The 23,825-nt window shown below is 59.7% G+C and carries 23 protein-coding genes and 2 pseudogenes; 10 read left to right on the top strand and 15 right to left on the bottom strand.

The features are described 5' to 3' along the window. Positions 1 to 86: 86 nt before the first annotated feature. Positions 87 to 1,439, bottom strand: coding sequence for a GntP family permease (locus AB4P96_RS08570; RefSeq protein WP_056859617.1), 1,353 nt, complete (start codon positions 1,437 to 1,439; stop codon positions 87 to 89). 84 nt (positions 1,440 to 1,523) lie between these two features. Then, positions 1,524 to 2,057, bottom strand: coding sequence for a gluconokinase (locus AB4P96_RS08565; protein ID WP_169985094.1), 534 nt, complete (start codon positions 2,055 to 2,057; stop codon positions 1,524 to 1,526). Between the two features lie 211 nt (positions 2,058 to 2,268). On the opposite strand from AB4P96_RS08565, the gene AB4P96_RS08560 reads away from it, so the two are divergent. From AB4P96_RS08560 to AB4P96_RS08535, 6 genes are all read left to right on the top strand, one after another. Continuing rightward, positions 2,269 to 3,300 carry a LacI family DNA-binding transcriptional regulator gene (locus AB4P96_RS08560; protein ID WP_026013854.1) on the top strand — a complete coding sequence of 344 codons (1,032 nt, stop codon included), beginning with the start codon at positions 2,269 to 2,271 and terminating at the stop codon, positions 3,298 to 3,300. Between the two features lie 456 nt (positions 3,301 to 3,756). Then, positions 3,757 to 3,990, top strand: a complete 234-nt coding sequence (locus AB4P96_RS08555; RefSeq protein WP_017139214.1) for a DUF6124 family protein — start codon at positions 3,757 to 3,759, stop codon at positions 3,988 to 3,990. 189 nt (positions 3,991 to 4,179) lie between these two features. After that, positions 4,180 to 4,812: a glutathione S-transferase family protein gene (locus AB4P96_RS08550; protein WP_017139213.1), complete on the top strand. Its 633-nt coding sequence runs from the start codon at positions 4,180 to 4,182 to the stop codon at positions 4,810 to 4,812. 14 nt (positions 4,813 to 4,826) lie between these two features. Continuing rightward, a complete protein-coding gene (locus AB4P96_RS08545) occupies positions 4,827 to 5,564 on the top strand; it encodes an NAD(P)-dependent oxidoreductase (RefSeq protein WP_017139212.1) in 738 nt (245 codons plus the stop codon). 9 nt (positions 5,565 to 5,573) lie between these two features. Beyond that, positions 5,574 to 6,983 carry an MFS transporter gene (locus AB4P96_RS08540; protein WP_017139211.1) on the top strand — a complete coding sequence of 470 codons (1,410 nt, stop codon included), beginning with the start codon at positions 5,574 to 5,576 and terminating at the stop codon, positions 6,981 to 6,983. Positions 6,984 to 7,116: 133 nt separating this feature from the next. Further along, positions 7,117 to 7,626, top strand: a complete 510-nt coding sequence (locus AB4P96_RS08535) for a hypothetical protein (RefSeq protein WP_017139210.1) — start codon at positions 7,117 to 7,119, stop codon at positions 7,624 to 7,626. Positions 7,627 to 7,760: 134 nt separating this feature from the next. On the opposite strand, the pseudogene AB4P96_RS08530 reads toward AB4P96_RS08535, so the two are convergent. From AB4P96_RS08530 to AB4P96_RS08520, 3 genes and pseudogenes are all read right to left on the bottom strand, one after another. Next, positions 7,761 to 8,180 (bottom strand): annotated as a pseudogene (locus tag AB4P96_RS08530) (methyl-accepting chemotaxis protein); the annotation flags it as partial. 171 nt (positions 8,181 to 8,351) lie between these two features. After that, positions 8,352 to 8,975: pseudogene (locus AB4P96_RS08525) on the bottom strand (PAS domain-containing protein); the annotation flags it as partial. A gap of 272 nt (positions 8,976 to 9,247) precedes the next feature. After that, a complete protein-coding gene (locus tag AB4P96_RS08520) occupies positions 9,248 to 10,117 on the bottom strand; it encodes a LysR family transcriptional regulator (protein WP_395600673.1) in 870 nt (289 codons plus the stop codon). A 96-nt stretch (positions 10,118 to 10,213) separates the two neighbouring features. Between AB4P96_RS08520 and gstA the strand changes: the two genes are divergently transcribed. Beyond that, a complete protein-coding gene (gstA, locus tag AB4P96_RS08515; RefSeq protein ID WP_017139208.1) occupies positions 10,214 to 10,816 on the top strand; it encodes a glutathione transferase GstA in 603 nt (200 codons plus the stop codon). Between the two features lie 114 nt (positions 10,817 to 10,930). On the opposite strand, the gene AB4P96_RS08510 is transcribed toward gstA, so the two are convergent. The 5 genes from AB4P96_RS08510 to AB4P96_RS08490 form a co-directional block, all read right to left on the bottom strand. After that, positions 10,931 to 11,866: an aliphatic sulfonate ABC transporter substrate-binding protein gene (locus AB4P96_RS08510; RefSeq protein ID WP_017139207.1), complete on the bottom strand. Its 936-nt coding sequence runs from the start codon at positions 11,864 to 11,866 to the stop codon at positions 10,931 to 10,933. Between the two features lie 128 nt (positions 11,867 to 11,994). Further along, the gene (locus tag AB4P96_RS08505) at positions 11,995 to 13,008 is read right to left on the bottom strand and encodes an ABC transporter substrate-binding protein (protein WP_395600672.1); all 1,014 of its coding nucleotides are present in this window, start codon (positions 13,006 to 13,008) and stop codon (positions 11,995 to 11,997) included. A gap of 133 nt (positions 13,009 to 13,141) precedes the next feature. Then, on the bottom strand, positions 13,142 to 13,687 hold the full coding sequence (locus tag AB4P96_RS08500) for a sigma-70 family RNA polymerase sigma factor (RefSeq protein WP_017139205.1): 546 nt from the start codon (positions 13,685 to 13,687) through the stop codon (positions 13,142 to 13,144). 122 nt (positions 13,688 to 13,809) lie between these two features. Beyond that, entirely contained in the window at positions 13,810 to 14,601 is a 792-nt protein-coding gene (locus AB4P96_RS08495) for a phosphate/phosphite/phosphonate ABC transporter substrate-binding protein (protein WP_395600671.1), read from the bottom strand. A 9-nt stretch (positions 14,602 to 14,610) separates the two neighbouring features. Further along, positions 14,611 to 15,540: a fatty acid desaturase gene (locus AB4P96_RS08490; protein WP_395600670.1), complete on the bottom strand. Its 930-nt coding sequence runs from the start codon at positions 15,538 to 15,540 to the stop codon at positions 14,611 to 14,613. Positions 15,541 to 15,841: 301 nt separating this feature from the next. Here AB4P96_RS08490 and AB4P96_RS08485 point away from each other — a divergent pair, with 301 nt between their 5' ends. Both AB4P96_RS08485 and AB4P96_RS08480 read left to right on the top strand, forming a co-directional pair. Continuing rightward, the gene (locus AB4P96_RS08485) at positions 15,842 to 16,279 is read left to right on the top strand and encodes a GNAT family N-acetyltransferase (protein WP_017139201.1); all 438 of its coding nucleotides are present in this window, start codon (positions 15,842 to 15,844) and stop codon (positions 16,277 to 16,279) included. 59 nt (positions 16,280 to 16,338) lie between these two features. Further along, the gene (locus tag AB4P96_RS08480; RefSeq protein WP_017139200.1) at positions 16,339 to 17,157 is read left to right on the top strand and encodes a class I SAM-dependent methyltransferase; all 819 of its coding nucleotides are present in this window, start codon (positions 16,339 to 16,341) and stop codon (positions 17,155 to 17,157) included. Between the two features lie 167 nt (positions 17,158 to 17,324). Here the strand turns inward: AB4P96_RS08480 and def are convergent, their stop codons facing one another. The 3 genes from def to AB4P96_RS08465 all read right to left on the bottom strand — a co-directional run bounded on the left by def (position 17,325) and on the right by AB4P96_RS08465 (position 19,183). Continuing rightward, positions 17,325 to 17,864: a peptide deformylase gene (gene def, locus AB4P96_RS08475; protein ID WP_017139199.1), complete on the bottom strand. Its 540-nt coding sequence runs from the start codon at positions 17,862 to 17,864 to the stop codon at positions 17,325 to 17,327. A gap of 3 nt (positions 17,865 to 17,867) precedes the next feature. Continuing rightward, positions 17,868 to 18,818 (bottom strand): YihY/virulence factor BrkB family protein, encoded by a 951-nt coding sequence (locus AB4P96_RS08470; RefSeq protein WP_017139198.1) that lies wholly within the window; start codon positions 18,816 to 18,818, stop codon positions 17,868 to 17,870. Positions 18,819 to 18,997: 179 nt separating this feature from the next. Continuing rightward, on the bottom strand, positions 18,998 to 19,183 hold the full coding sequence (locus AB4P96_RS08465) for a CsbD family protein (RefSeq protein WP_017139197.1): 186 nt from the start codon (positions 19,181 to 19,183) through the stop codon (positions 18,998 to 19,000). 199 nt (positions 19,184 to 19,382) lie between these two features. Between AB4P96_RS08465 and AB4P96_RS08460 the strand changes: the two genes are divergently transcribed. Then, positions 19,383 to 19,760, top strand: a complete 378-nt coding sequence (locus AB4P96_RS08460; RefSeq protein ID WP_017139196.1) for a hypothetical protein — start codon at positions 19,383 to 19,385, stop codon at positions 19,758 to 19,760. 164 nt (positions 19,761 to 19,924) lie between these two features. Here the strand turns inward: AB4P96_RS08460 and fadD1 are convergent, their stop codons facing one another. Both fadD1 and fadD2 read right to left on the bottom strand, forming a co-directional pair. Then, entirely contained in the window at positions 19,925 to 21,616 is a 1,692-nt protein-coding gene (gene fadD1 / locus AB4P96_RS08455; protein ID WP_170039766.1) for a long-chain-fatty-acid--CoA ligase FadD1, read from the bottom strand. A gap of 383 nt (positions 21,617 to 21,999) precedes the next feature. Next, positions 22,000 to 23,688 (bottom strand): long-chain-fatty-acid--CoA ligase FadD2, encoded by a 1,689-nt coding sequence (gene fadD2 / locus AB4P96_RS08450; RefSeq protein ID WP_017139194.1) that lies wholly within the window; start codon positions 23,686 to 23,688, stop codon positions 22,000 to 22,002. Positions 23,689 to 23,825: the final 137 nt, after the last annotated feature.

Genomic DNA, 23,825 nt, shown 5'->3' with positions numbered 1-23,825 from the left:
GGCGATGGTAAATCCAACACCGCCATCGCAGGCAAGCCAGCTCCCACATTTGATTGGGTTACCACATAGGTTTTGTGGTGCGCCTGTTACACCACCAACGACAGCAACATGATAAAGATCAGCGCCACCACCGACAGAATGGTCTCCATCGCCGTCCAGGTCTTGAACGTCTCGACCACGGTCATATTGAAGTACTGCTTCACCAGCCAGAACCCCGCATCGTTGACGTGAGACAACACCAACGACCCCGCCCCCGTCGCCAACACCAGCAGCTCACGGTTAACGCCTGGAATCATCCCGACCACCGGCACCACAATGCCTGCGCCGGTAATGGTCGCGACCGTCGCGGAGCCTGTGGCCACACGAATCACCGCCGCCACCAGCCACGCCAGCAAAATCGGGTTGATCTGCGCGTTCACCGCCATGTGGCCGATCACGTCGCCCACGCCGCTGGTCACCAGCATCTGCTTGAAACCACCACCGGCGCCGATGATCAGGATGATCGCAGCGGTCGGCGCGAGGCTGGCGTCGAGCAGCTTGAGGATTTGCTTGGAGTGAATGCCCTGGCGATGGCCAAAGGTGTACAGCGACAGCAGCAACGCCAGCAGCAGCGCAGTGATCGGGTGACCGATCATGTCCATCCAGTTGCGGATGGCATGGCCGTCCGGCAGCGCGACGTCGGCGAAGGTTTTGAGCAGCATCAGGAACACCGGCAGCAGCACGGTGATCAGGGTGATGCTGAAGCTCGGCAGGCTTTTTGACTCTGGCTCGCGGGCCAGTTGGTCGACCAGTTCCTGGGACGGGTTGCCCGGAATGTACTTGGCGATAAACGTGCCGAAAATCGGCCCGGCAATAATGGCGGTCGGCAGTGCGACGATCAGGCCGTACAGGATGGTCTTGCCGATGTCTGCGCCAAACACGCCAATGGCCAGCAGCGGGCCAGGGTGCGGTGGCACCAGGCCGTGTACCGCCGACAGGCCGGCGAGCAGCGGGATGCCGATCTTGATCAGCGACACGCCGGTGCGGCGCGCGACGATAAATACCAGCGGGATCAGCAGTACAAAACCGATCTCGAAGAACAGCGGGATGCCCACCAGGAACGCAGCGAACATCATCGCCCACTGGACTTTGTCTTTGCCGAAGGCACGGATCAGTGTCTGTGCGATCTGATCGGCGCCGCCGGACTCAGCCATCATCTTGCCGAGCATGGTGCCCAGCGCGAGGATAATGCCGACAAAACCAAGCACACCGCCAAAACCGTCCTGGAATGCCTTGATGATCTTGTCCACAGGCATGCCCGAGGTCAGGCCGAGAAAGCCGGCCGCGATGATCAGTGCAATGAACGGGTGCACCTTGAATTGGGTGATCAGAACGATCAACCCGATGATTGTGACCACTGCGTCTAGCAGCAGGTAGGACTCGTGGGACATGCCAAACATGGGGGGTCTCTCCTGTTTGTTGTTGTTATTAAAGCGGGTATTGAATCTTTCGCCGGGGGTAGCGCTACCTTTTCCGGCAAAAAATTAATGAGTAGGTTCAAAGCCGTGTTGCAGCCACCAGGCATTGGTTTGCTTGGCCAAGTCCTCAACGCTGTCTTCGCTGGCATTGAGCGCCAGGGTCAGCGGCTCGCCCACGGGCGATTCGAGGGTGGCGAACTGGCTATCGATCAGGCTTGCCGGCATGAAATGGCCGGGGCGGTGGGACACGCGGTCAGCGGCCACGGCGCGGGTCAGCTCCAGGAACACAAACCCCAGGCCCGGCGCGGCTTCGCGCAGGTGGTCACGGTATTTCTTTTTGAGGGCTGAGCAGGTGAGCACCGGATGCTCGCCCGCTTTGAGCGAGCGGCGCAGTTCATCGCAGAGGATATCGAGCCAGCCGGCGCGGTCGTCGTCGTTGAGGGGGTGGCCGGCGCTCATCTTTTCGATATTGGCGGCAGGGTGAAAGCTGTCGCCTTCAATGGCGGTGGCGCCGTTCAGGCGGCACAGGGCTTCGCTGACGCTGGACTTGCCACAGCCGGAAACACCCATGATGACCAGGGCGGTAACAGGTTGACTCATGAAACACCTCAGGACGCAGATAGCGCTACCTTTGCACGCTGTAAGGCTAGTGCAAAAACAGGCTTTTCCCGCGCCGACTTGTCATTTTTATGGAGTGACGCGTGCATCCTCTCCAACTGTTTGAACAGGATCAGGCAACCCAACGTTCAATAATTTGCAGCCATTTGGAGACAGCGCTACCTTAGTGCCTCGATTTTTGTTTGGCAACAGCCTGATGACCTCCAAGAACGATAAAAAATTGCGCACCACCGGTCGCCCGACCCTCAATGAAGTGGCCCGCCTGGCGGGTGTCAGCCCCATTACCGCCTCCCGCGCACTGCGTGGCGTCAGCACGGTTGCTACCGAGCTGGTGGAAAAAGTGCAACGGGCCGCTGCCGAACTCAACTACGTCGTCAACCCCGCCGCTCGCGCCCTGGCCTCGGCGCAAAGCCATTCGGTGGTGGTCATCGTGCCGTCGCTGTCCAACCTGTTGTTTATCGAAACCCTCGAAGCCATCCACGCAGTGCTGCGGCCCAAGGGCTTTGAAGTACTGATCGGCAACTCGCACTATTCGCGTGATGAAGAAGAAAACCTGCTGCGCAACTACATGGCCTACCAGCCACGCGGTTTGCTGCTGACCGGGTTTGATCGCACCGAAAGCGCACGACGGATGGTCGAGGCCAGCAATGTGCCCTGTGTGTACATGATGGATCTGGACCCGAACGCGGGCGTGAATTGCGTGGGGTTTTCGCAATTGAGCGCAGGCGAAACAGCCGCAGCGCATTTGCTCTCCCGTGGGCGCAAGCGCCTGGCGTATATCGGCGCGCAGTTGGACCAGCGCACATTGCTGCGCGGTGAAGGGTTCCGCCGTGCCCTGCAGCAGGCGGGTATGTACGACCCGGCGCTGGAACTGCTGACGCCACGCCCCTCCTCCGTGGGCTTGGGTGGTGAGTTGTTTTTGCAGCTGCTGGCGGCGCATCCGGACGTGGATGCGATTTTCTTCGGTAACGACGACCTGGCCCAGGGTGCACTGCTGGAGGCCATGCGACACGGCATCAACGTCCCGGAGCGCGTGGCGGTGCTGGGCTTCAACGACTTGCCGGCATCGTCTTTTATGGTGCCGCGTTTGAGCAGCATCAGCACGCCACGGGAAGCGATCGGGCGGCGCTCGGCGGAGCATTTGTTGACGATCATGGCAGGCAACAAGATTGCCAAGCCGGTGGTGGACATGGGGTTTGAGTTGCAGGTGCGCGAAAGCACGTAACTTTCAAAGCCCAAACACAATCAAACTGTGGGAGCTGGCTTGCCTGCGATGGCGGTAGACCTGTCGGCACATCGTTGCCTGACACACCGCTATCGCAGGCAAGCCAGCTCCCACATTTTTTTACCGTGCTCGCTTGAGATGTAGGAAGGCTGTAGGACGCGGCTGACATTGCCGTAAGCGCCTTGCCCGGTTGCCTACGCTTACGTCAGAATCCGCCGGCTTGTGCGCTTGGGGGGTGGTCTCTAAGGTTGATCGGTCACTGAATTTCTCGGTGATCGGGTTTAGTAGCCCGAACTTCCCAACACAATATGCACAAGCCAATTATGGCGGCTGTGCGTAGGGCGCCTTCGGGCGCGCCGGGTTTGTGTGGGATTACCGGTCTACTAACCTGCGCACAGCTGCCACCCAACTTGTTTAGTAGCGATGCGGGTGTGGCACAAACCAGGTACTTCAACCATGCAAAGCGTCAATCCCCCAACTACGCTCTTCACTCTCACACCCGACATACCCATCGAATCCCTACTGATCAACAGCTACGAAACCGTGTGCTCCGTCAGCACCTTGTTGCTCGACCTGTCCAATGACCTCACCGGCAAACACCGCGACGTGGCACTCGCCATTCATCAACTGAGCGAGTTATCAGTCTTGATGGTCGGCAAAGCCATGGACCAGCAAACACCACGCACCTAAAGCCTAACTCGGTTAACCCTGTGTGAGCTGGCTTGCCTGCGATGGCGGTAGACCTGTCGGCACATCATTGCCTGACACACCGCTATCGCAGGCAAGCCAGCTCCCACATGTTGTCCGTGCCCACTTAAGATATCGCCGTAAAGTCCTGCCCCTGCTAGATTGACCGCTCGCCATCGTCAGGGAAGCACCATGGGACACTCACTGAAAATCCTCGGCCGCACGTCCTCCATCAACGTGCGCAAAGTGCTCTGGACCTGCCAGGAACTGGGCATCGACTACGTACGTGAAGACTGGGGCATCGGCTTCAAGCCCACCCAGTCAGCCGAATTCCTGGCCCTGAACCCCAACGCCCAGGTGCCGGTGCTGATCGACGACCACGGCGTGTTGTGGGAGTCCAATACCATCTGCCGCTACCTGATCGGCCTCTACCAACGCACCGACCTGCTACCCGCCGAACCCGCGCCACGTGCGCGGGTCGAGCAATGGGTGGACTGGCAAGCCGTGGAACTCAACCGCGCCTGGGGCGATGCCTTCACCGCGCTGGTGCGCAATAACCCCGACAACCTCGACGCGGCGCAGATTGCCGCCGCCGTGCAGGTGTGGAATGACAAGATGGGCCTGCTGGAACAACAGCTGGCCAAAACCGGCGCCTATGTGGCCGGAGATGAATTCACCCTCGCCGATATCCTGATCGGCCTCTCGGTGCACCGTTGGCAGAACACGCCCATGCAGCGCCCGCCCTACCCTGCCATTGCGGCGTATTACCAACGCCTGAGCCAACGCCAGGGCTTCAAGACCTTCGCCCTCGACGGCCATCACTAAAACAAGGACTCACTGTGAAAGGACTCAACGTACTGCTTACCGGCGCCTGCGGCAGAATCGGCAAGACATTTTTCGAAGCCTCGAAAGACCGCTACCGCTTCACCCTCACGGACCGCATCGCGCCGGCGTTCGACCTGGGCGAGCACCGATTCGTCCACGCCGACCTCAGCGACAAAGCCAGCCTGGCTGCGCTGCTTGATGGCATCGACGTGGTCGTGCACCTGTCGGGCATCCCCCACGCCAGCGCTTCGTTCGACGAGTTGCTACCGAACAATATCCTTGCTACGACTTACCTGTTCGAAGCCGCCGTGGCCGCCGGCGTGAAGCGTTTGGTATTCGCCAGCAGCGCACAAACCATCGAAGGCTACCCGGTAGACCGGCAGATCACGCCCGGCATGCAGGTAATGCCCGCCAACCTGTATGGCGTGAGCAAATGCTACGGCGAGGCGTTGTGCGGCTACTACGCAGCCAAGACGCCACTGTCGACCATTGCCCTGCGCATCGGCGCCTTTGAGTTCCCCGAAACCCACGACCTCAACAACGCCCGCGACCTCAGCGCCTGGCTCAGCCCACGGGACGCGGTGCAATTGCTGCAACGCTCGGTGGAGGCCGAGGGCGTGAAGCACCTGATCGCCCATGGCATTTCCAATAACCGTTTCAAGCGCCTGGACCTGAGCGAAACCACGCGGGTGTTGGGTTACCATCCGGTCGATGATGCATTCCAAGCATTTGAAATCCCGATTACTTATTGAGTTCTGCCCATGCCTGCACTCTCCACCGCCGACGGCATCGACCCGATCCGTGCTGCCCACATCAGCGCGCGCATTGACCGCCTGCCCGCCGTCGCCACCGTCTGGCGCCTGGTGGCGCTGCTGTCGATCGGTGGTTTTTTTGAGCTGTATGACCTGTTCCAGACCGCCTATATCAGCCCCGGTTTGATCAGCGATGGGATATTCCACACCGGCAGCGAGGGCGTGTTTGGCTTCTCGGACCAGGCCGCGTTCGCCTCGGCGACCTTCCTGGGCCTGTTCCTCGGTGCCAGCCTGCTCAGCCCTATCGCCGACCGTTTCGGGCGCCGGGCGATCTTTACCTTTGCGTTGATCTGGTACACGGTCGCCACGGTGTTGATGGGCATTCAAACCTCGGCGCTGGGCATTATCGGCATGCGTTTTCTGGTGGGCATTGGCCTGGGGATCGAGCTGGTAACCATCGACGCCTACCTGTCGGAACTGGTGCCCAAGCGCATGCGCAGTTCAGCGTTCGCCTTTGCGTTTTTCATCCAGTTTCTGTCGGTGCCGGCGGTAGCATTGATGTCGTGGTGGCTGGTGCCCCAGGCGCCATTCGGGGTGTCCGGCTGGCGCTGGGTGGTGCTCAGCAGTGCAGTGTTTGCGCTGTTTATCTGGCAACTGCGCAAGCGCCTGCCGGAATCACCGCGCTGGCTGGCGCAAAAAGGTCGCTTTGATGAAGCCGGGCAGATCATGGACAACCTGGAGGCGCGCTGCCAAAAGGATCACGGCAAACCGCTGGATGAACCTGAACCGCAGGCCGTCGGCGTGCAAGGCAGCGGCCGCTTTGCCGATATCTGGCAACCGCCGTACCGGCGTCGCGCACTGATGCTGATTGTGTTTCACGTGTTCCAGGCCATCGGCTTTTTCGGCTTCGGCAATTGGTTGCCGGCGTTGCTGTCGGGCCAGGGCGTGAGCGTGACCCACAGCCTGATGTACGCCTTTATCATCACCCTCGCCTACCCGCTGGGGCCGTTGCTGTTTGTAAAAGTGGCCAATCGCTTTGAAAACAAATGGCAGATTGTCGGCTCAGCCATGGGCGCAATGATCTTCGGCAGCCTGTTCGCCCTGCAAACCACGGCGGTGGGGCTGGTGATCTGCGGGGTGATGATCACCTTCTGCAACGCCTGGCTGAGCTTCAGTTATCACTCGTACCAGAGCGAGTTGTTCCCGACCAATATCCGCGCACGGGCGGTGGGGTTCTGCTATTCGTTCAGCCGCTTGTCCACAGTGTTCAGCAGCTTGTTGATCGGTTTTATCCTGGAGCACCTGGGCACGCCGGGCGTGCTGGCGTTTATTGCCAGCAGCATGTTGATTGTGATGATCACCATCAGTTGGTTCGGGCCGCGCACGCGCAATTTGGCGTTGGAGAATATTGCGCACTGACGGCAACAGTTGGCCGCCTGCGGGACAATGATTGCCGCGACGCCCGCGCCATCCCCAACAAAACCGGGGGTGGTGCACTCGGCATGCTATTTGCTCCAGCTGTCGCACCGAACATTTCCACAGGTGACCGATCATGCTGGTTAATAACAACGCCCAAGCCGTATCGACCGTGCAACAGCTCAAGCGTCCCGACATGGACCCGGCCAACGCTGCCGCCAGCACGCTTTACAGTGGTGCCCTGCAAGCGGCGCAGCAAAGTGTGACCGTGCCGGCCGCGCAGAAGGACCTGGACAAAGCCAACGACCGCATCGACGAAGCCTTCGCCAAGACCCGAGTGCAGCTGCAAGCCACCACCGCCGCCCCTACCGCATCGACGGATGTGCCGGCAGCCGGTTCGAGCACCAGCACCGCACGCGCCGACTTCACCGACTACATGAACAAATCCCCCGCCGAACGCATCCGCGAGCAGTTGCTCAAGGAACAGGGTTTGACCGAGGCGCAAGTGCAAGCAATGCCGCAGGAAAAACAGGACGCGATTGCCAAGCAAGTGGCTGAACGCGTGAAGCAGCAGCAAGATCAGCAGGTAGCGGCGAAGGCCACTGATCCGGCGCAGGCGGTTAAAGAAACCCTGGCCGCGATCTGACCGACACCGCTGATGATCGTGATGATCGTTCCCACGCTCCGCAGCCAAGGACGCTCCGCGTCCCAAGAGCGGACGCGGAGCGTCCAGTGAGGCATTCCCACGCGGAGCGTGGGAACGATCTTGAGCCCCCAGCCTTACTGCAGTTGCAACGTTGAGTTGAACTGGCTGATCGCATCCACCACATGCCGCGAGCCTTCCTGAATCTCCAGGATCACCTGCCCCGCTTCATTCGCCAATTCCACACCCAGCCCCGTACGGCTCAGGCTCGACTGCATGCTCGACACCGCACTCAGCGACAGGTCGTGGTTCTTGCGCACTACATCCACAATCTCCACTGTCGCCTGACTGGTGCGTGCGGCAAGGCTGCGCACTTCATCGGCCACCACCGCAAAACCACGCCCATGCTCACCCGCCCGCGCCGCTTCAATGGCTGCGTTAAGCGCGAGCATATTGGTCTGCTCGGCAATGCTGCGGATGGTCTGCACGATGGAGCCGATGATGTCCGATTGCTTGCTCACCGCATCGATACTCTGGGCCGCCTGATTCAAGTCGTTGGAAATCTCTTCAATGATCTGCACGGTTTGCTGCACCACCTCCGAACCTTTGCGCGCACAGGCATCATTTTGTACCGAGGTGGCATGCGCCGAATCGGCGGCGGTGCGCAGGGTGGTGACCTGGTCGGTGATGTCACTGGCGAATTTCACCACTTTGTACAGGCGCCCGTTGGTGTCGAAAATCGGGTTGTAGGACGCTTCCAGAAACAGGGTCTTGCCGTATTTGTTCTTACGCTCGAAGCGATGGGAATGATATTCCCCACGGTTGAGCGAGGCCCAGAACGCCTTGTAGGCCGGCAATTCAACCTCGGCACGGTGGCAGAACATGCTGTGGTGCTGGCCGATGATTTCTTCGCGTGAGTACTGCACGGTGCGCAGGAAATTGTCGTTGGCGTTGAGAATCTGGCCCTGGGGCGTGAACTCGATCACCGCCATTGAACGGCTGATGGCGTCGATCAGGCTCTGGTTCTCATGTTCATGGTGGACCCGCGCCGAAATATCCGAAGCCACTTTGATCACGCTCTGCACCTGGTTGTTGCTGTCGAGCACCGGCATATAACTGGCTTCGAGCCACACTTCTTCGCCACGCTTGTTCAGGCGCATAAAGGTGCCGCTGAGTGCTTCGCCCCGCGCCAGGTCACGCCATAGCTTGGTGTAGGCCTCGGTGTGGGTGTAGGCATCCTCGCAAAAAATGCGGTGATGCTTGCCGCGAATTTCCTCCACCTTGTAGCCCATGGCTGTGCAGAAGTTGTCGTTGGCATCGAGGATGATGCCGTTGCGGTCGAACTCGATCATTGCCATGGAACGGCTGATGGCGGCGAGTTTGGCGTTGGCTTCGGTGAGGGCACAGGAGAAACGTTCGATTTCTTGCAGGTCGGATTTGTGATGGCGGTTGAACATGGTCAGATCACCCTTGATTCCCGGCGCCTGAAAGGCGCATTCCATTCATTTTTTGGATAGTGCTGGCTAACCTTCATGGGGAAATAACCATCCGAAACGCTTTATATGCCAAACGTCATCAACGGTTCTGGGTGAGCATAGACAGGGCTTGGCGCTATGCAAGGCCACTAGTCAGCCAGCATTTTTAACAATGCGCTTGCCGCGGCTGAAGGCGGCCGGGCGGGCGAGCCGACCAAGGCAAATTCGCGATACAGCGGGACGGTCAGCGGCATCACGCGCAAGCCATTGCGCTTTACCGGCAAGGCCATTTCAGGTACCAGCGTGACGCCGACGCCTTCGCGTACCAGGCTGTAGGCGCTGTTCCACTCGCGTACTTCCACGCGAATATCGCGCAGGGTAAGCCCCGCAGCGCCCGCCAAGCTGCGGGCACTGGCGGTGCAACCGCCGGTGGCAAGTACAAAGGGTTGCTCCAGCAGCGCCTCAAACGACACGCTGGCGTTGGCCGGGCGCTGCGCCAAGGGATGATCGGTCGGCAACACGGCCATCCAGCAATCTCGCCCCAATACGCTGGCGTTGCGCTCGGGCCTGGGGTTGAGCACCACGCCCAGGTCGATCAGGCCGGCGTCAAGCAAGGTGAGCACTTCGCTGTCCGTGACATCCAGCGTGGTCACTTCAATACCGGGGTTCATCTGACGAAAACGCTGCAGCAGCGGCGTCAGAAAAGTCGCCATCACCATCGGGAAACTGGCGATGCGAATACTCCCACGCAGCAGCGGCCGAGCGTCGTCGACCGTTGTACGAATCGCCTGCAACGCCCCCATCATCACGCGCGCTTGTTCGATCACACTCAACCCGAGCGCGGTGGGCAAGGTCTTGCGCGGCTCGCGCGTGAACAATTGCGCACCCAAAGTCGCCTCCATGTTGGCCATGGCCTGGCTGGCGGCGGACTGGGTCATGCCCACTTGCTCGGCAGCCGCCGTAATGCTGCCTTGATCGGCCACGGCCACCAGCAAGCGCCAGTGCATCAGGTTCATCATGGCAGTAGCTGTCCTTATGGGTGGGGTCTGAAGGTTTAATTTTACCCACGGTGCCATGCCCGCGAGACTGGCGCAAATTCAACCGAGTAGCCCCACATGAAATTGTATTTCTCCCCGAATGCCTGTTCCCTCGCCCCCCATATCGTGCTGCGCGAATTGGCGCTGCCGTTCGACTTGGTACGGGTCGATAACAAGGCCAAAACCACTGCCGATGGCGCAGACTTCCTGCAAATAAACCCCAAGGGCTATGTGGCGGCGCTGCAACTGGATAACGGCCAGGTGCTGACCGAAGCCAGTGCGATCCTGCAATACCTGGCCGACCTGAAACCCGCCGCCCAGTTGGCCCCGGCCAATGGCAGTTGGGAGCGTGTGCGTTTGCAGGAATGGCTGAATTTCATCGCCAGCGAGATTCACGGCGGGCTGGGGATTTTCTTCAACCCGGCGATCCAAGGCGAAGTGCGAGCCACGTTTGTGGCCAAGTTGTTCAAGCGCTTTGAGTTTCTGGTGCAGACGCTGGAGCGTCAGGATTATTTGCTGGGCGAGCAGTACTCGGTAGCGGATGCGTATTTGTTTGTGCTGCTGCGCTGGGCGGCGGTTCATGACATTGATCTGCAGCCGTGGCCGGCGTTGACGGCGTTTATGCAACGCGTTGGCGCACGGCCTGCCGTGACTGCGGCACTGGCCGCTGAAAATCCATGACCTGAAATGCAATCCACTGTGGGAGCTGGCTTGCCTGCGATGACTGTGTGTCAGGCAATGATGTGCTGTCTGGGCCAGCGCTATCGCAGGCAAGCCAGCTCCCACAGTTGATGTTCATTGGTTTAGAGCCTTGAAGACTATTTGCTGCACATCGACCTTTTTCGGGATCAGGCCGTTGGCGAAGAACAGGTCGGCAGTGCGTTGCTGGTTGGCGATGTCGATGGCCTGCAACGGGCGAATCGGCTCCGGCGAGCGGTGTTCGAAGTAGCTTTTGACCACCGCCGGTTGCAGGCCCAGGGTCTTGGCCATCAAGGCGATGCTTTCTTCGGGCTGGTCCAGGGACAGGCGCTGGGCCTTGCCGAGCGTCTTGATGATGGTGGCGACGGCGTGCGGGTACTGTTTGGCAAACGGGCTGTTGACCACAAAGAAACTGCCCGCCGGGTTAAGGCCCTGGCCGTCGCCCAATACGCGGGCGGAGCCATCGACCACGGCCGCCGAGTAGTAAGGGTCCCACACCACCCAGGCGTCGACTTTGCCTTGTTCAAACGCTGCGCGGCCGTCGGACGGCGACAGGTACACCACATTCACATCCTTCCACTGCAAGCCCGCGCGCAGCAGGCTTTTGAGGAACAGGTTGTGTGCGCTGGAGCCCTTGAGCAGCGCCACGCGCTTGCCCTTGAGTTCGGCCACGCTTTGGATGCTGCTGGCTGTGGGCACCAGCACCGCTTCGGTTTTGCCTTCATTGGGCTCGACAGCGAAGTACTGCAAGTCGATGCCGGCGGCCTGGGCGAAGATCGGCGGGATGTCGCCGATATTGCCAATGTCCAGGCTGCCGGCGTTCAGCGCTTCGATCAGTGGCGGGCCGCCGAGGAATTCAGTCCACTGCACCTGGGTGCCGGGCAGCGCCTCTTCGAACAGTTTGTGCTCACGGGCCAGTACCATGCTCACCGAGCTTTTCTGGTAGCCGATGCGCAAGGTGGACGGTTCGGCCGCAGACACCGCTGCCGAAAACACAAGTGAAGCCAGAACCACACTGAAAAACTTAACCATCATTGTTACCTCCGATCGTTCCCACGCTCTGCGTGGGAATGCCGCCAGGGACGCTCCGCGCCCCGCTCTAAAATCGTGACGCAGAGCGTCACGGGATGCATTCCCACGCGGAGCGTGGGAACGATCAGCTACAGGCCAGCTTTGACCTTGGCCGCGACATCCGCAGGCACCCATTGCTGCCACACTTGCGGCTGCTCTTTGAGGAACGCCAGCGCGACCTGGCGCGGCTGTTCACGTTTCTCGCTCATTTGCGCAAGGATGCCGTTGAGCAGGTCGATCGGCAGGTCGACTTTTTCAAAGAAGGTGACTAACTGTGGGTACTGCGCCTTGAACGGCGCCGACACACCAATCGCCAAGTGTGCAGGCATCGAACGGGTGCCAATGGGGTGCGGGTTGTTGGCGTCGGCCAGGGTTTTCCAGGCGTCGCCGTTGAAAGGCGGTTCTTCGAGCTTGATCAGCTTGAAGCGGCCCAGCAGTGGCGTCGGCGACCAGTAGTAGAACAACACCGGTTTGCCACGGCGGATCGAGGAGGCCACTTCAGCATCCAGCGCCGCGCCGGAACCGGTGCGGAAGTTGACGAAGGTATCGGTCAGGCCATAGGCCTTGAGCTTCTGGCTATTGACGATTTCCGAGGTCCAGCCGGTGGGGCTGTTGAGGAAGCGGCCTTTGCTCGGGTCTTCAGGGTCGCGAAATACGTCCTTGTAGCGCGCCAGGTCAGCCACTGACTTAAGCTGCGGCGCCAGCGGTTTGATGCCGCGTTCGGCCTCACCCTTGATCACGTATTCAGGCACCCACCAGCCTTCGGTGGCACCTTTGACCGTGTCGCCCAGGCCGAACACTTTGCCTTCGGCCTCGGCCTTGACCCACGCCGGACTGCGCCCGGCCCATTCTTCGCCGATCACCTGAATGTCGTCCTTGGCCAGGGCGGCTTCCAGGCTCACGGTGCTGCCTGGCAAGGTGTCGGTGGGCAGGCCGTAACCTTTCTCGACGATCAGGCGCAGCACTTCGGTGATCAGGCTGCCGCTTTCCCAGGTGATGTCGCCGAAGTGGATGGGTTTGATGGCCTCGGCGGCCTGGGTTGGCTGCGTCAGGACAGCGAGAGCCAGCAGCGAGCCACCGAGCAGGTTTTTAATTGTTTTCATGCAGAACCTCATTTTCCGGAACACAGGAGATCAACGGTGGGAGCTGGCTTGCCTGCGATGGCAATGGTGGCTTCAACATCGCTATCGCAGGCAAGCCAGCTCCCACACTGGATCGGTGTGCCACTCAAGTTGTTTAAAAGTCATAACTGAGCCGCGTGTAGCTGTATGGCTGGCCGGGCGTCTGGCGCAGGCAACGGTTGAGGGCGCGGGCCATGTAGCCGCTGACCGAGCGTTGGGAAATCCCCAGTTTGGCGGCGATCTCGGGATACGTCAGGCCATTGAGCTGCGAAAGCAAAAAGGTCGCCCTGACCTTGGCCGGCAAGCCGTCGAGCAATTGGTCGAGGGCCTGCAGGGCTTCGAGCATTTGCGCGAGGTCTTCAGGCGACGGTGCGTTGCAGGTTTCGTCGTTGTCCAGGGCGCCGAGATAAGCGCGTTCCAGGTCACGGCGACGCCACAGTTGGTACATCAAACGCTGAGCGATGGTGGTGAGCAAGGCGCGGGGCTGACGAATCGGCAGCACGCCGGGCGAACTCAGCAGTTGGACGAAGGTGTCGGCGGCGATGTCTTCGGCGTGTGCGCGGGAATCGAGGTGGCGGTGCAAACGGCTGCACAGCCAGTCGTAATGACTGCGGAACAATCCGCCCACGTAATCGCTGTGAGAAGTGTCGGCGCCGGACATAGTGGCTCCATCTGAGAAGGTTGCGCGTTATGTCCGGTGTTCCGGTGGAGCGATCCTAGCAAGGCCGCTTATTCTTTAATAATATTTAAAATTCATTCTTATATAACCGATTGTTCGCACGATCAGCGTAGGTGCGGGTAGCCGGCAGTAGCGGCGGCTTGTTGATAGTTCAGCAGGACTTGATAGTCGTCTTCGCTGGCAGGCAGAACTGCCTGGATGCCCAGGGTTGCGACCACGTGCGGTAAATCCTGCAACGCCTGATTCATCACCTCACGAATGTGCGCCGCTTGCTCATCGCTCAAGTGCAGCGGGCCGATAAAGGGCAAGGTCGGGCTCGGTGCGCTGCGGGTGACGGTGCGCAGCCCCGCCACTTCTTCGGGGGCGAAACGGGCGAGGTAGTCGTAGGTCACGCTGTCGACGGCGGCAAGGTCGGCGCGGCCTTCGCGCAGCCAGCGCAGGCTTTCGCGGTGGGCGCCGCTGATGCCGACGCTGGCGAAGAAACGGCCGTCGCGTTGCAGCGGGGCCAGGCGTTCACGCAGCAGGTTCATGCCGCTGTTGGAGTCGTGGCCGTTGATCACGCCGCGACTGTCGTAGAAGTCCGCCAGTTCGTTAAGCGAGCTGTCCTCGCGGGTCAGCAGCAGGCTGCAATGTTCGCCCTGGCTGCTGTGGGCCAGCTCATAGCGCGGGCGGCCGATCACGCGCACTTTGCCGCGCAGTTGGGTCATCAGCGGGTAGCCACAGGTTTGCGTCACCAGCAGCTCGGGCGCGAGCCACAGGCCGTGCAGGTCGAGGTGGTCAGCGTTACGGCGCGTCAGGTTCAGGCGCTCAAAAATACGCGTCAGCCACGCTTGGTTGGCCTGTTGCACCGCTGCGGGCGCGACGTACATCCGCAGCTCGGCGTAGTGGTCACTCATGGTCGTCTCTCACGCAAAAGGGTGCCTTGGGCTGTCGATGGCCTTGAGGCCGTGGCGGCTGATCAACTGGCCATAACCCTGCACCAGAAAGCCGCCACTGCGCGCGACCCATTGTTCACGTCGCGCCCGGTAGACCGTGGGCAGCAGATACCAGGGCAACTTGGGCAAGTCGTGGTGCACCAGGTGCAGGTTGTTATTGAGGAACAGCCAGGTCCACGGCCATGACGCTTCGTTGAGCACCGTACGCTGTTCCGGCTGCGCGTGTGGGCGGTGTTCATAGTAGGAACGGATCGACGCCAGGGACAAGGCTGGCGCGGTCACCAGCAGCAGGTAATGCCATACCGGGATGGCGCTGGAGTGGGCGATAACGCCGAGCATCAGGATTGTCACGCCGCCGTGGGCCAGCCACATTGGCCACACCTGGGGCAGGCATCGGAGTTGATGACGCGCCAATCGGGCGATGGCCAGCGGCGATGCCAGCAGAAAACGCCCCAGTAGGGTTTTGGTCAGCCAGTGAACGCCGCGCTTGAGCAACGAGCTGTTATCCCACTGGTGTTGATTGAGGTAGCGGCTTTCCGGGTCGATGCCCGGCAGGGTCAGGTCTTCGTCGTTATGGTGCAACAGGTGACTGTCGCGGTACAGCGTGTAGGGATACCACACGGCAAACGGCGCGTAGCCGAGCAGTTTGTTGATCAGGGGCGAACGGGTGGGATGGCCATGCAGCAATTCGTGTTGCACCGACAGCCAGAGTGTCACCAACGGGATCAGCAACACCGTGCTCAGCCACAGGCCCAGCCAGTGGCTGGCGAGGATCACGGCGAACCAGCCGGTATATACGCCGATCAGCAACAGCCAGGTCGGCCATTCGGTGACTGCGGTAAAACTGCGTGCCAGGGCTTCGATTTCCCGGCGTTGGGTCAGATCAAGGTAGTTGGCCATCGGTAGCTCAGAGCAGGTGTTTCCTGCTCTGTGCAGTGAGGCGCAAAAATCTTGCAGATCGTTTGGTTCTAAGCTTGTAACTCAGTGACCGAACAGGCCGGTTTCAGTCTTTTTGGCTTTTTTGTCGGCGCGTTTTTCATCGGCGGTCTTTGCCGGCTTTTTCTTCGCGGCTTTCTTTGAATCCATACCTTTGGCCATGATGCATGCTCCACGTGAAGGGGATGTAACACTGGGTATACCACCTATTGCCCGGCAGAAGGCGCTTATAATCGGCGGCCCTTGATTACGTTGCTCAAACACCATGCCCGAACTGCACATCCAACTGCTGGCAGAGCCACTGTGGCCGCTGCTGAACAAGTTTTACCGCCGCCATAATTCGCCGATGAAGGCCCTCAAGGGCGGCCGCTTGTGGGTGGCGCGTGACAGCGAGATTGTCGCCGGGTTGTGCCTTACGCCTGTGGTGGGAGGGCAATGGCTGACCGGCGTGTTTGTTGACCCGGCCTATCGCGGCCACGGGCTGGCGGCGCGGTTGATTGCTGCGGCAGTGGCCGATGTGGAAGGCACGGTGTGGTTGCTGTGTCATCCGCAGCTGGAAGGGCTCTATCAACGTATGGGTTTCACCCAGGAAACCACCCTGCCCCAATCGCTGGGTGAGCGCCTGGCGCGCTACAAACGCAACAAGCCAATGATCGCCATGGGCTTAGACCTTTTAGTGAGGTCCACTGCGGATAATGTGTGATCGGCCCGTGCAAGGCCCGTGCTAGCCTCGACAGCACAGTGGCCCCTTACAGGATGATCATGAAAACCACGCTTGCAGCGCTGTCTCTTACCGCCCTCCTCGCTCCGGCTTTAAGCCAGGCAGCGAATGCGCCGATTACCGCCGAGCAATACGCCAGCGTGCTGGCCGGCAGTTGGCGCGACCCGGCCAATAGCGCGCGTGACGGTTACCGCCACCCGCAGCAAACCCTGGAGTTCTTCGGCCTGAGCGCCACACAGAGCGTGATCGAAATCACCCCGGGTGGCGGTTGGTTCAGCGAAATTCTCGCGCCGCTGCTCAAGGACCACGGGCATTACATCGCCGCCGTGCAAGCTGCCAGCAGCAGTGCTTATGCTGCGACGTCCGAACAGAACCTGAAAAACAAATTCGCCGCCGACCCTGCGCGCTATGCCAAGGCCGAAGTCGTCGAGTTCAACCCCAAGGCCCCGGTGCTCGGCAAACCAGCTTCGGTGGACGCCGTGCTGACCTTTCGCAATGTGCATAACTGGGTAGACGCAGGCACCGCGCCAGCGACCTTCAGCGCGTTCTACACCGTGCTCAAACCAGGCGGTGTGCTGGGCGTGGAAGATCACCGGGCCAAAGACGGCGCGGACCTGGAAGCGATCAAGGACAGCGGCTACCTGACCACGGCGCAAGTGGTGAAGCTGGCGACGGACGCCGGGTTCAAGCTGGCCGGGCAGAGCGAGGTGAATGCCAACCCCAAGGACACCAAGGACTACCCGGGCGGCGTGTGGACATTGCCGCCGTCGTTGCGGTATGGGGAGCAGGATAAGGCCAGGTATCTGGCGATTGGCGAGTCGGATCGGATGACGTTGCGGTTCGTTAAACCCGCCCGATAACTCTGTTTGGAATGCATTCCAAATGTGGGAGCTGGCTTGTGTGGGAGCTGGCTTGCCTGCGATGCAGGCACCTCGGTTTATCAGTGTCACCGAGGCGATGCTATCGCAGGCAAGCCAGCTCCCACACAAGCTCAGCTCCCACATTTTTATCTCAGTGTGCCTGAGGGTTACTCGTCAGCGTTTGGATCCATATCCGGGAACATCACTTCGATAAACCCGAATTTGCTGAAGTCGGTAATCCGCGAGGGGTATAACCGGCCGATCAGGTGATCGCATTCATGCTGCACCACCCGCGCATGGAAGCCGTCGGCAACGCGCACGATCGGCTCGCCCTTGGGATCGAAACCCTCGTAGCGAATCTGCTGGTAACGATCCACCGCGCCACGCAGGCCGGGCACCGACAGGCAACCTTCGTAACCTTCTTCGAGCACCGGGCTGAGCGGCGTGATCAGCGGGTTGATCAGGATGGTCTGCGGCACCGGCGGCGCATCCGGGTAGCGTTCGCTGGCCTCGAAACCAAAGATAACAAGCTGCAGGTCCACACCAATCTGCGGCGCGGCCAGGCCGACACCGCCGACGTGCTCCATGGTCTGGAACATGTCATCAATCAACTGCCACAGCTCAGGGCTGTCGAACATTTCCGGCGGAACCGGTGGCGCGATGCGCAGCAGGCGCTCGTCGCCCATTTTCAGGATTTCACGGATCATCGATCAGACTTCATCGGTAGTGGGCTTGGAGTGGTCCCGGCCCAGGCCTGAGACGTGCTGTTTTTCATTCGTGTGGCTGTCTTCATCAAATTCCTTTTCACCTGGGTCCTTGCCTTCGGCCGACATGTGCTCGATCACGGCATTCATCTCCGCGCCGAGCAACAACACAGCGGCGGAAATATAGAAGTACAGAAGCAGGACGATGATCGCACCGATACTGCCATACATCGCGTTGTAGTCAGCAAAGGTTTTGACGTAATAACCAAAGCCCAGCGAGGCGATGATCCACACCACCACGGCCAGCACTGAGCCTGGGGTGATAAAGCGGAATTTTTGCTCAACATCGGGCATCACGTAGTACATGAGGGCCACGGCGAACATCAGCAAAATCACGATCAAGGGCCAGCGCAGGATGGTCCATAAGGTGACCACGAATTCCTGCATGCCGATCTGCCCGGCGAGCCATTCCATGACTTGCGGGCCGAGCACCATCAGTGCGGCAGCAGCGAGCAACATGCCGGCGATGCCGACAGTGTAGAAAATCGACAGCGGGAAGCGCTTCCAGATCGGCCGGCCTTCGACCACGTCATAGGCGGCGTTCATCGCGCTCATCATCAGGCGCACGCCGGCCGAGGCGGTCCACAGCGCGATCACGATACCCACCGAGAGCAAACCGCCCTTGGACTGCTGCAACTGGTCGATCACCGGGTTGACCTGCTCCAGCGCCTGGGGCGGCAACACCAGTTCCGACTGCATGCGCAGCCAGGTGAAAAAGTCCGGCAGGTGCAGGAAGCCGATCAGGGCAATGAGGAACAGCAGGAAGGGAAACAGCGAGAACAGCATCTGGTAGGCCAGTGCCGAGGCGTAGGTGGGCATTTCGTCATCGACGAATTCCTTGACGGTGCGCAGCAGCACTTTGTGGAGCTTGAGGCCGTCTAGTACCGGAAAAATCATAGCGTCTCCTTTCGCCGCAAAAGGGTGAGGTCGTGGGCGACTCAGGGGCCGTTTTCTACATCAAAGTAGCCCATTTGGCGACTTTGAAACAATTTCCAAACTTTAGTTGCACGCTTCACATAAAAACGGCCATCCGTAGATGGCCGTCGGGCTGCATGAATCCAGCCGGCGATTCAGTGTTACTTGACGGCTTTTTTTACCGCATCTTTGGTGTCGCCGACGGCTTTTTCGACCTGACCTTTCTTCTCCTGCAAAACGCCTTCAGCGTGCAGCTTGTCATTGCCGGTGACTTTGCCGACACCTTGCTTGATGTTGCCGACAAGTTCATCTTTCAAACCTTTTGCCTTATCCGATGTGCTGCTCATGGTATTTCTCCGAAAGAACAATCAAGGGTTTTGGTCATTACCTAAAGATTGACCCGAGGCCGTTCGGCAGAGTTTCAATTATTTTCAGCGCGCATTTCATCGCCGGCGACAGGTTTGGCTTTATGTTTTGCCGCCAACCCACGAGAATGCCCGGCACATTCAGGCTATAACGCTGAATAACAGATCCCGTAGGAAGGTTATGAAACTCAATAAAGCACAGGCCATCGCCCGCAGAAACCAGGAACTGGGCGGTGCAGTACTCGGCGTCAACAACTGCCACTTCACCGACCTGGACAGCAAACGCAACATCTGGTGGTTCGACCTGCCGCTGGTGCGCATTGGTGTGGGCCAGTACGAGTGGGTTCACTTGTTGATGCACAACGCCGAGACTGACCAGTTGCTGCACCTGAAGGTGCCGACGGCGTTCCTGCGCGAACACATCGAAGGGTTGGTGGTGCGCAACGCGGGCAAGCGCAAGCCGGAGATTACCCTGGAGCTGAGCGCGGATAAGGATTCGTTCTTGAAGGATGTGCGCCCGGCAGGTGCTGGCGTGGGCTTCGCGCAGTTCGCCTTGTAAGAACGCGGTAAAACAATGTGGGAGCTGGCTTGCCTGTGATGGCGGTATACCCGTCACAGTTGGGCTAGCTGATCCACCGCTATCGCAGGCAAGCCAGCTCCCACATTGGACTGCATTCCAGTTCGGGCCAAAAAAAACCCCGCATCAGCGGGGTTTTTTATCGGTTACTTTTTAAGGCCCAGCTTCTTCAGCTCTTCATCGCGCAACTCACGGCGCAGGATCTTGCCCACGTTGGTGGTCGGCAATGCATCACGGAACTCCACGGCCCTGGGCACCTTATAGCCGGTGACGTTGGCGCGCATGTGTTCCATCACCTGGTCCTTGGTCAGGGTCGCCCCTGGCTTGACCACAATAAAGATCTTGATGTGCTCACCGGATTTTTCATCCGGCACACCGATGGCCGCACATTGCAGCACGCCCGGCAGGCTTGTCAGCACGTCTTCCAGTTCGTTGGGGTAGACGTTGAAACCGGAGACCAGAATCATGTCTTTCTTGCGGTCGACAATGCGGATGTAGCCGTCTTGCTGGATGATCGCGATGTCACCGGTCTTCAACCAGCCTTCGTTGTCGAGCATTTCGGCGGTGGAGTCGTCGCGCAACCAGTAGCCCTTCATCACCTGCGGGCCTTTCACACACAGCTCGCCGGTTTCGCCCAGCGCCAACTCGGTGCCATCGTCGGCGATGACTTTGCACAGGGTGGAAGGCACCGGAATGCCGATGGTGCCGATCTGAATATGCTGGATCGGGTTGACGGTGGCCACCGGGCTGGTTTCGGTCATGCCGTAACCTTCACAGATGCCACAGCCGGTCACGGCTTTCCAGCGCTCAGCCGCAGCCAGTTGCAGGGCCATGCCGCCCGACAAGGTCACTTTGAGTGCGGAGAAGTCCAGCTTGCGGAACGCCTCGTTATTGCACAGCGCCACGAACAGCGTGTTCAAGCCGACAAAGCCGCTGAACTTCCACTTCGACAGTTCCTTGACCATCGCCGGCAGGTCGCGCGGGTTGCTGATCAGGATGTTGTGGTTGCCGATCAGCATCATCGCCATGCAATGAAAGGTGAACGCATAGATGTGGTACAGCGGCAGCGGTGTGATCAGGATCTCGCAGCCTTCGTTGAGGTTGGAGCCCATCAGCGCCTTGCACTGCAACATGTTGGCGACAAGGTTGCGGTGGGTGAGCATCGCGCCCTTGGCCACGCCGGTGGTGCCACCGGTGTATTGCAGCACAGCCACATCGCCGCTGGCGGGGCTGGCGTCGTTAACCGGTTGGCCGTGCCCCTTGGCCAGCACGTCGTTGAACTTGATCGCCTTGGGCAAGTGATAGGCCGGGACCATTTTCTTCACGTACTTGATGACGCTGTTGATCAGCAGGCGCTTGAACGGCGACAGCAAGTCAGCGACTTCGGTGACGATCACGTGCTTGACGGCAGTCTTGGGCACGACTTTTTCAGCCAGGTGCGCCATGTTTGCCAGGCAGACCAGGGCCTTGGCCCCGGAATCATTGAATTGGTGTTCCATTTCCCGCGCGGTGTACAGCGGGTTGGTGTTGACCACGATCAGCCCGGCACGGATGGCACCGAACACGGCCACCGGGTATTGCAGGACGTTGGGCAGTTGCACGGCGATTCGATCGCCGGGCTTCAAATCGGTATGCTGTTGCAGGTAGGCGGCGAAGGCGCCGGACAATTCGTAGAGTTCACCGTAGGTGATGGTCTTGCCCAGGTTGCTGAAAGCCGGTTTGTCGGCGAAGCGCTGGCAGGACTGTTTCAGTACCGCCTGAATATTCTGATACTCGTCTGGATTGATGTCTGCAGCAATCCCGGCGGGGTACTTATCCTTCCAAAAGTCTTCGTTCATGGAAGCCCACTCCTCAGCGACGCGAATTCATCATCGCATTTGATGCGATTATTATTGGTGTATGTTTTTTTAGGTGAATCTGGCGCTTTCAAGCAGGCCGAGAAGTCACAAAGCGCGCCGAGAGTAGCAGCTTTGCCAAGGGCCGCCTAGAGCCAAAAGAAGGCCCTACAGTCATAAACATGACTCAAGAATATCTAATGGTCATTTTTAGAGCAAAGATTCTATAAGCCAGGAAATCGCTCTGGAATGGGCTTTACGGAGCGATAAACAGCAATGTGGGAGCTGGCTTGCCTGCGATAGCGGTGAATCAGTCGATAAATCGGGTGACTGATACATGGCTATCGCAGGCAAGCCAGCTCCCACATTTTTTATTGCATTTCACATCAGGCGATGTCGCGCAGCTCCCTGCGCAAAATCTTGCCCACCGGCGTCATCGGCAACGACTCACGCAACACAATGTGCTTGGGCACCTTGTACCCGGTGAAGTTGGTCTTGCAGTACGCCTTCAACTCATCAACGCTCACACCTTGGGCGCGCGCCACCACAAACAGCTTCACCGCCTCGCCGGTGCGTTCGTCCGGTACGCCGATCACCGCGCAGTTGGCCACTGCTGGATGCGCCATCACCACGTCTTCGATCTCGTTGGGGTACACATTGAAGCCCGAGACGATGATCAGGTCTTTCTTGCGATCGACGATGCTGACAAAACCATCGGTGTCGATCACCGCAATATCACCGGTTTTGAGCCAACCTTCGGCGTCCAGGGTCTCGGCGGTGGCCACGGGTTGCTGCCAGTAACCCTTCATCACCTGCGGGCCTTTGATGCACAGCTCGCCGCGCTCGCCCAGGGGCAGCTCGCGGCCTTCATCATCAATCACTTTCATCGCCGTGCCCGGCACCGGAATGCCCACGGTGCCCAGCCGCGACTGGCTGCCGTAGGGGTTGGTACTGGCCACCGGCGAGGTTTCGGTGAGGCCGTAACCTTCGCCGATGGAGCAACCGGTGAGAGCCTTCCAGCGCTCGGCGGTGGCCTTGACCAGCGCAGTGCCACCCGAATTGGTGATCTTGAGATGGGAGAAATCCAGGGTCTTGAAGTCGGGGTGATCCATGAGCGCCACGAACAGCGTGTTCAACCCGAGCAAGCAGGAGAACCGCCACTTTTTCAGCTCCTTGATAAACCCGCCGATGTCACGCGGGTTGGTGATCAGCACGTTGTGGTTGCCGGTCACCATCATGCACATGCAGTTCGCGGTAAAAGCATAGATGTGGTACAGCGGCAGCGGCGCAATCATCACCTCCTGCCCTTCTTTCACCAGCGGCTGGCCGTCATCGGTGACCTGGGACATGCACGCCCGCGCCTGCTGCATATTCGCCACCAGGTTGCCGTGGGTGAGCATCGCGCCCTTGGCCAGGCCGGTGGTGCCGCCGGTGTATTGCAGCACGGCGATATCATCCAGCGTCACCGGGTGGCGAACCACCGCCTGGCCCGCGCCCATGCGCAAGGCGCGCTTGAACGACACCGCACGTGGCAGGCTGTAGGCCGGGACCATTTTCTTGACCTTGTCGACCACGGTGTTGACCAGCCAGCCTTTGGCGGCGGGCATGAAGTCGCCCATCCTGGCTTCGATCAGGTAGTCGATCTCGGTGTCGGTGCACACGTCCTGCACCCGCGAACCGAACAAATTGAGATAGACCAGCGCACGCACGCCGGCATCCTTGAACTGGTGGCGCATCTCACGCGGGGTGTACAGCGGGTTGGTGTTGACCACGATCAACCCGGCGCGCAGCGCGCCGAACACCGCAATCGGGTAATGCAGCACGTTGGGCATCTGCACCGCGATGCGCTCGCCAGGCTTGAGGTCGGTGTGGTTTTGCAGGTAGCCGGCGAACGCGGCACTCTGGCGCTCAAGCTCGGCGTAGGTCAGGGTGATGCCCATGTTGCTGAACGCCGGACGGTCGGCAAAGGCCTTGCAGGAGCGTTCAAAGACTTCGATCACCGATTTGTAGGTAGTGAGGTCGATATCATTGGGAACGCCCGCCGCGCGTTTGTCATTCCAGAAATCAGGTTGCATTATTCTTGTCCTCGTACCTGAGTGTGTCCGGCCGCTTTCTCATTGGTATAAAAAGCGGAGCTTTGGGGACGTTAGCAGCTATGGCCAAACAGGCAAATACGCGCAACTGTGTCATTTATTGTATGAATCTTGCCCCT

Origin of the sequence: Pseudomonas sp. B19125, from assembly GCF_044218855.1 — a bacterium.
GTDB lineage: Bacteria > Pseudomonadota > Gammaproteobacteria > Pseudomonadales > Pseudomonadaceae > Aquipseudomonas > Aquipseudomonas edaphica.
This window is presented reverse-complemented; position numbering and strand designations above follow the sequence as displayed.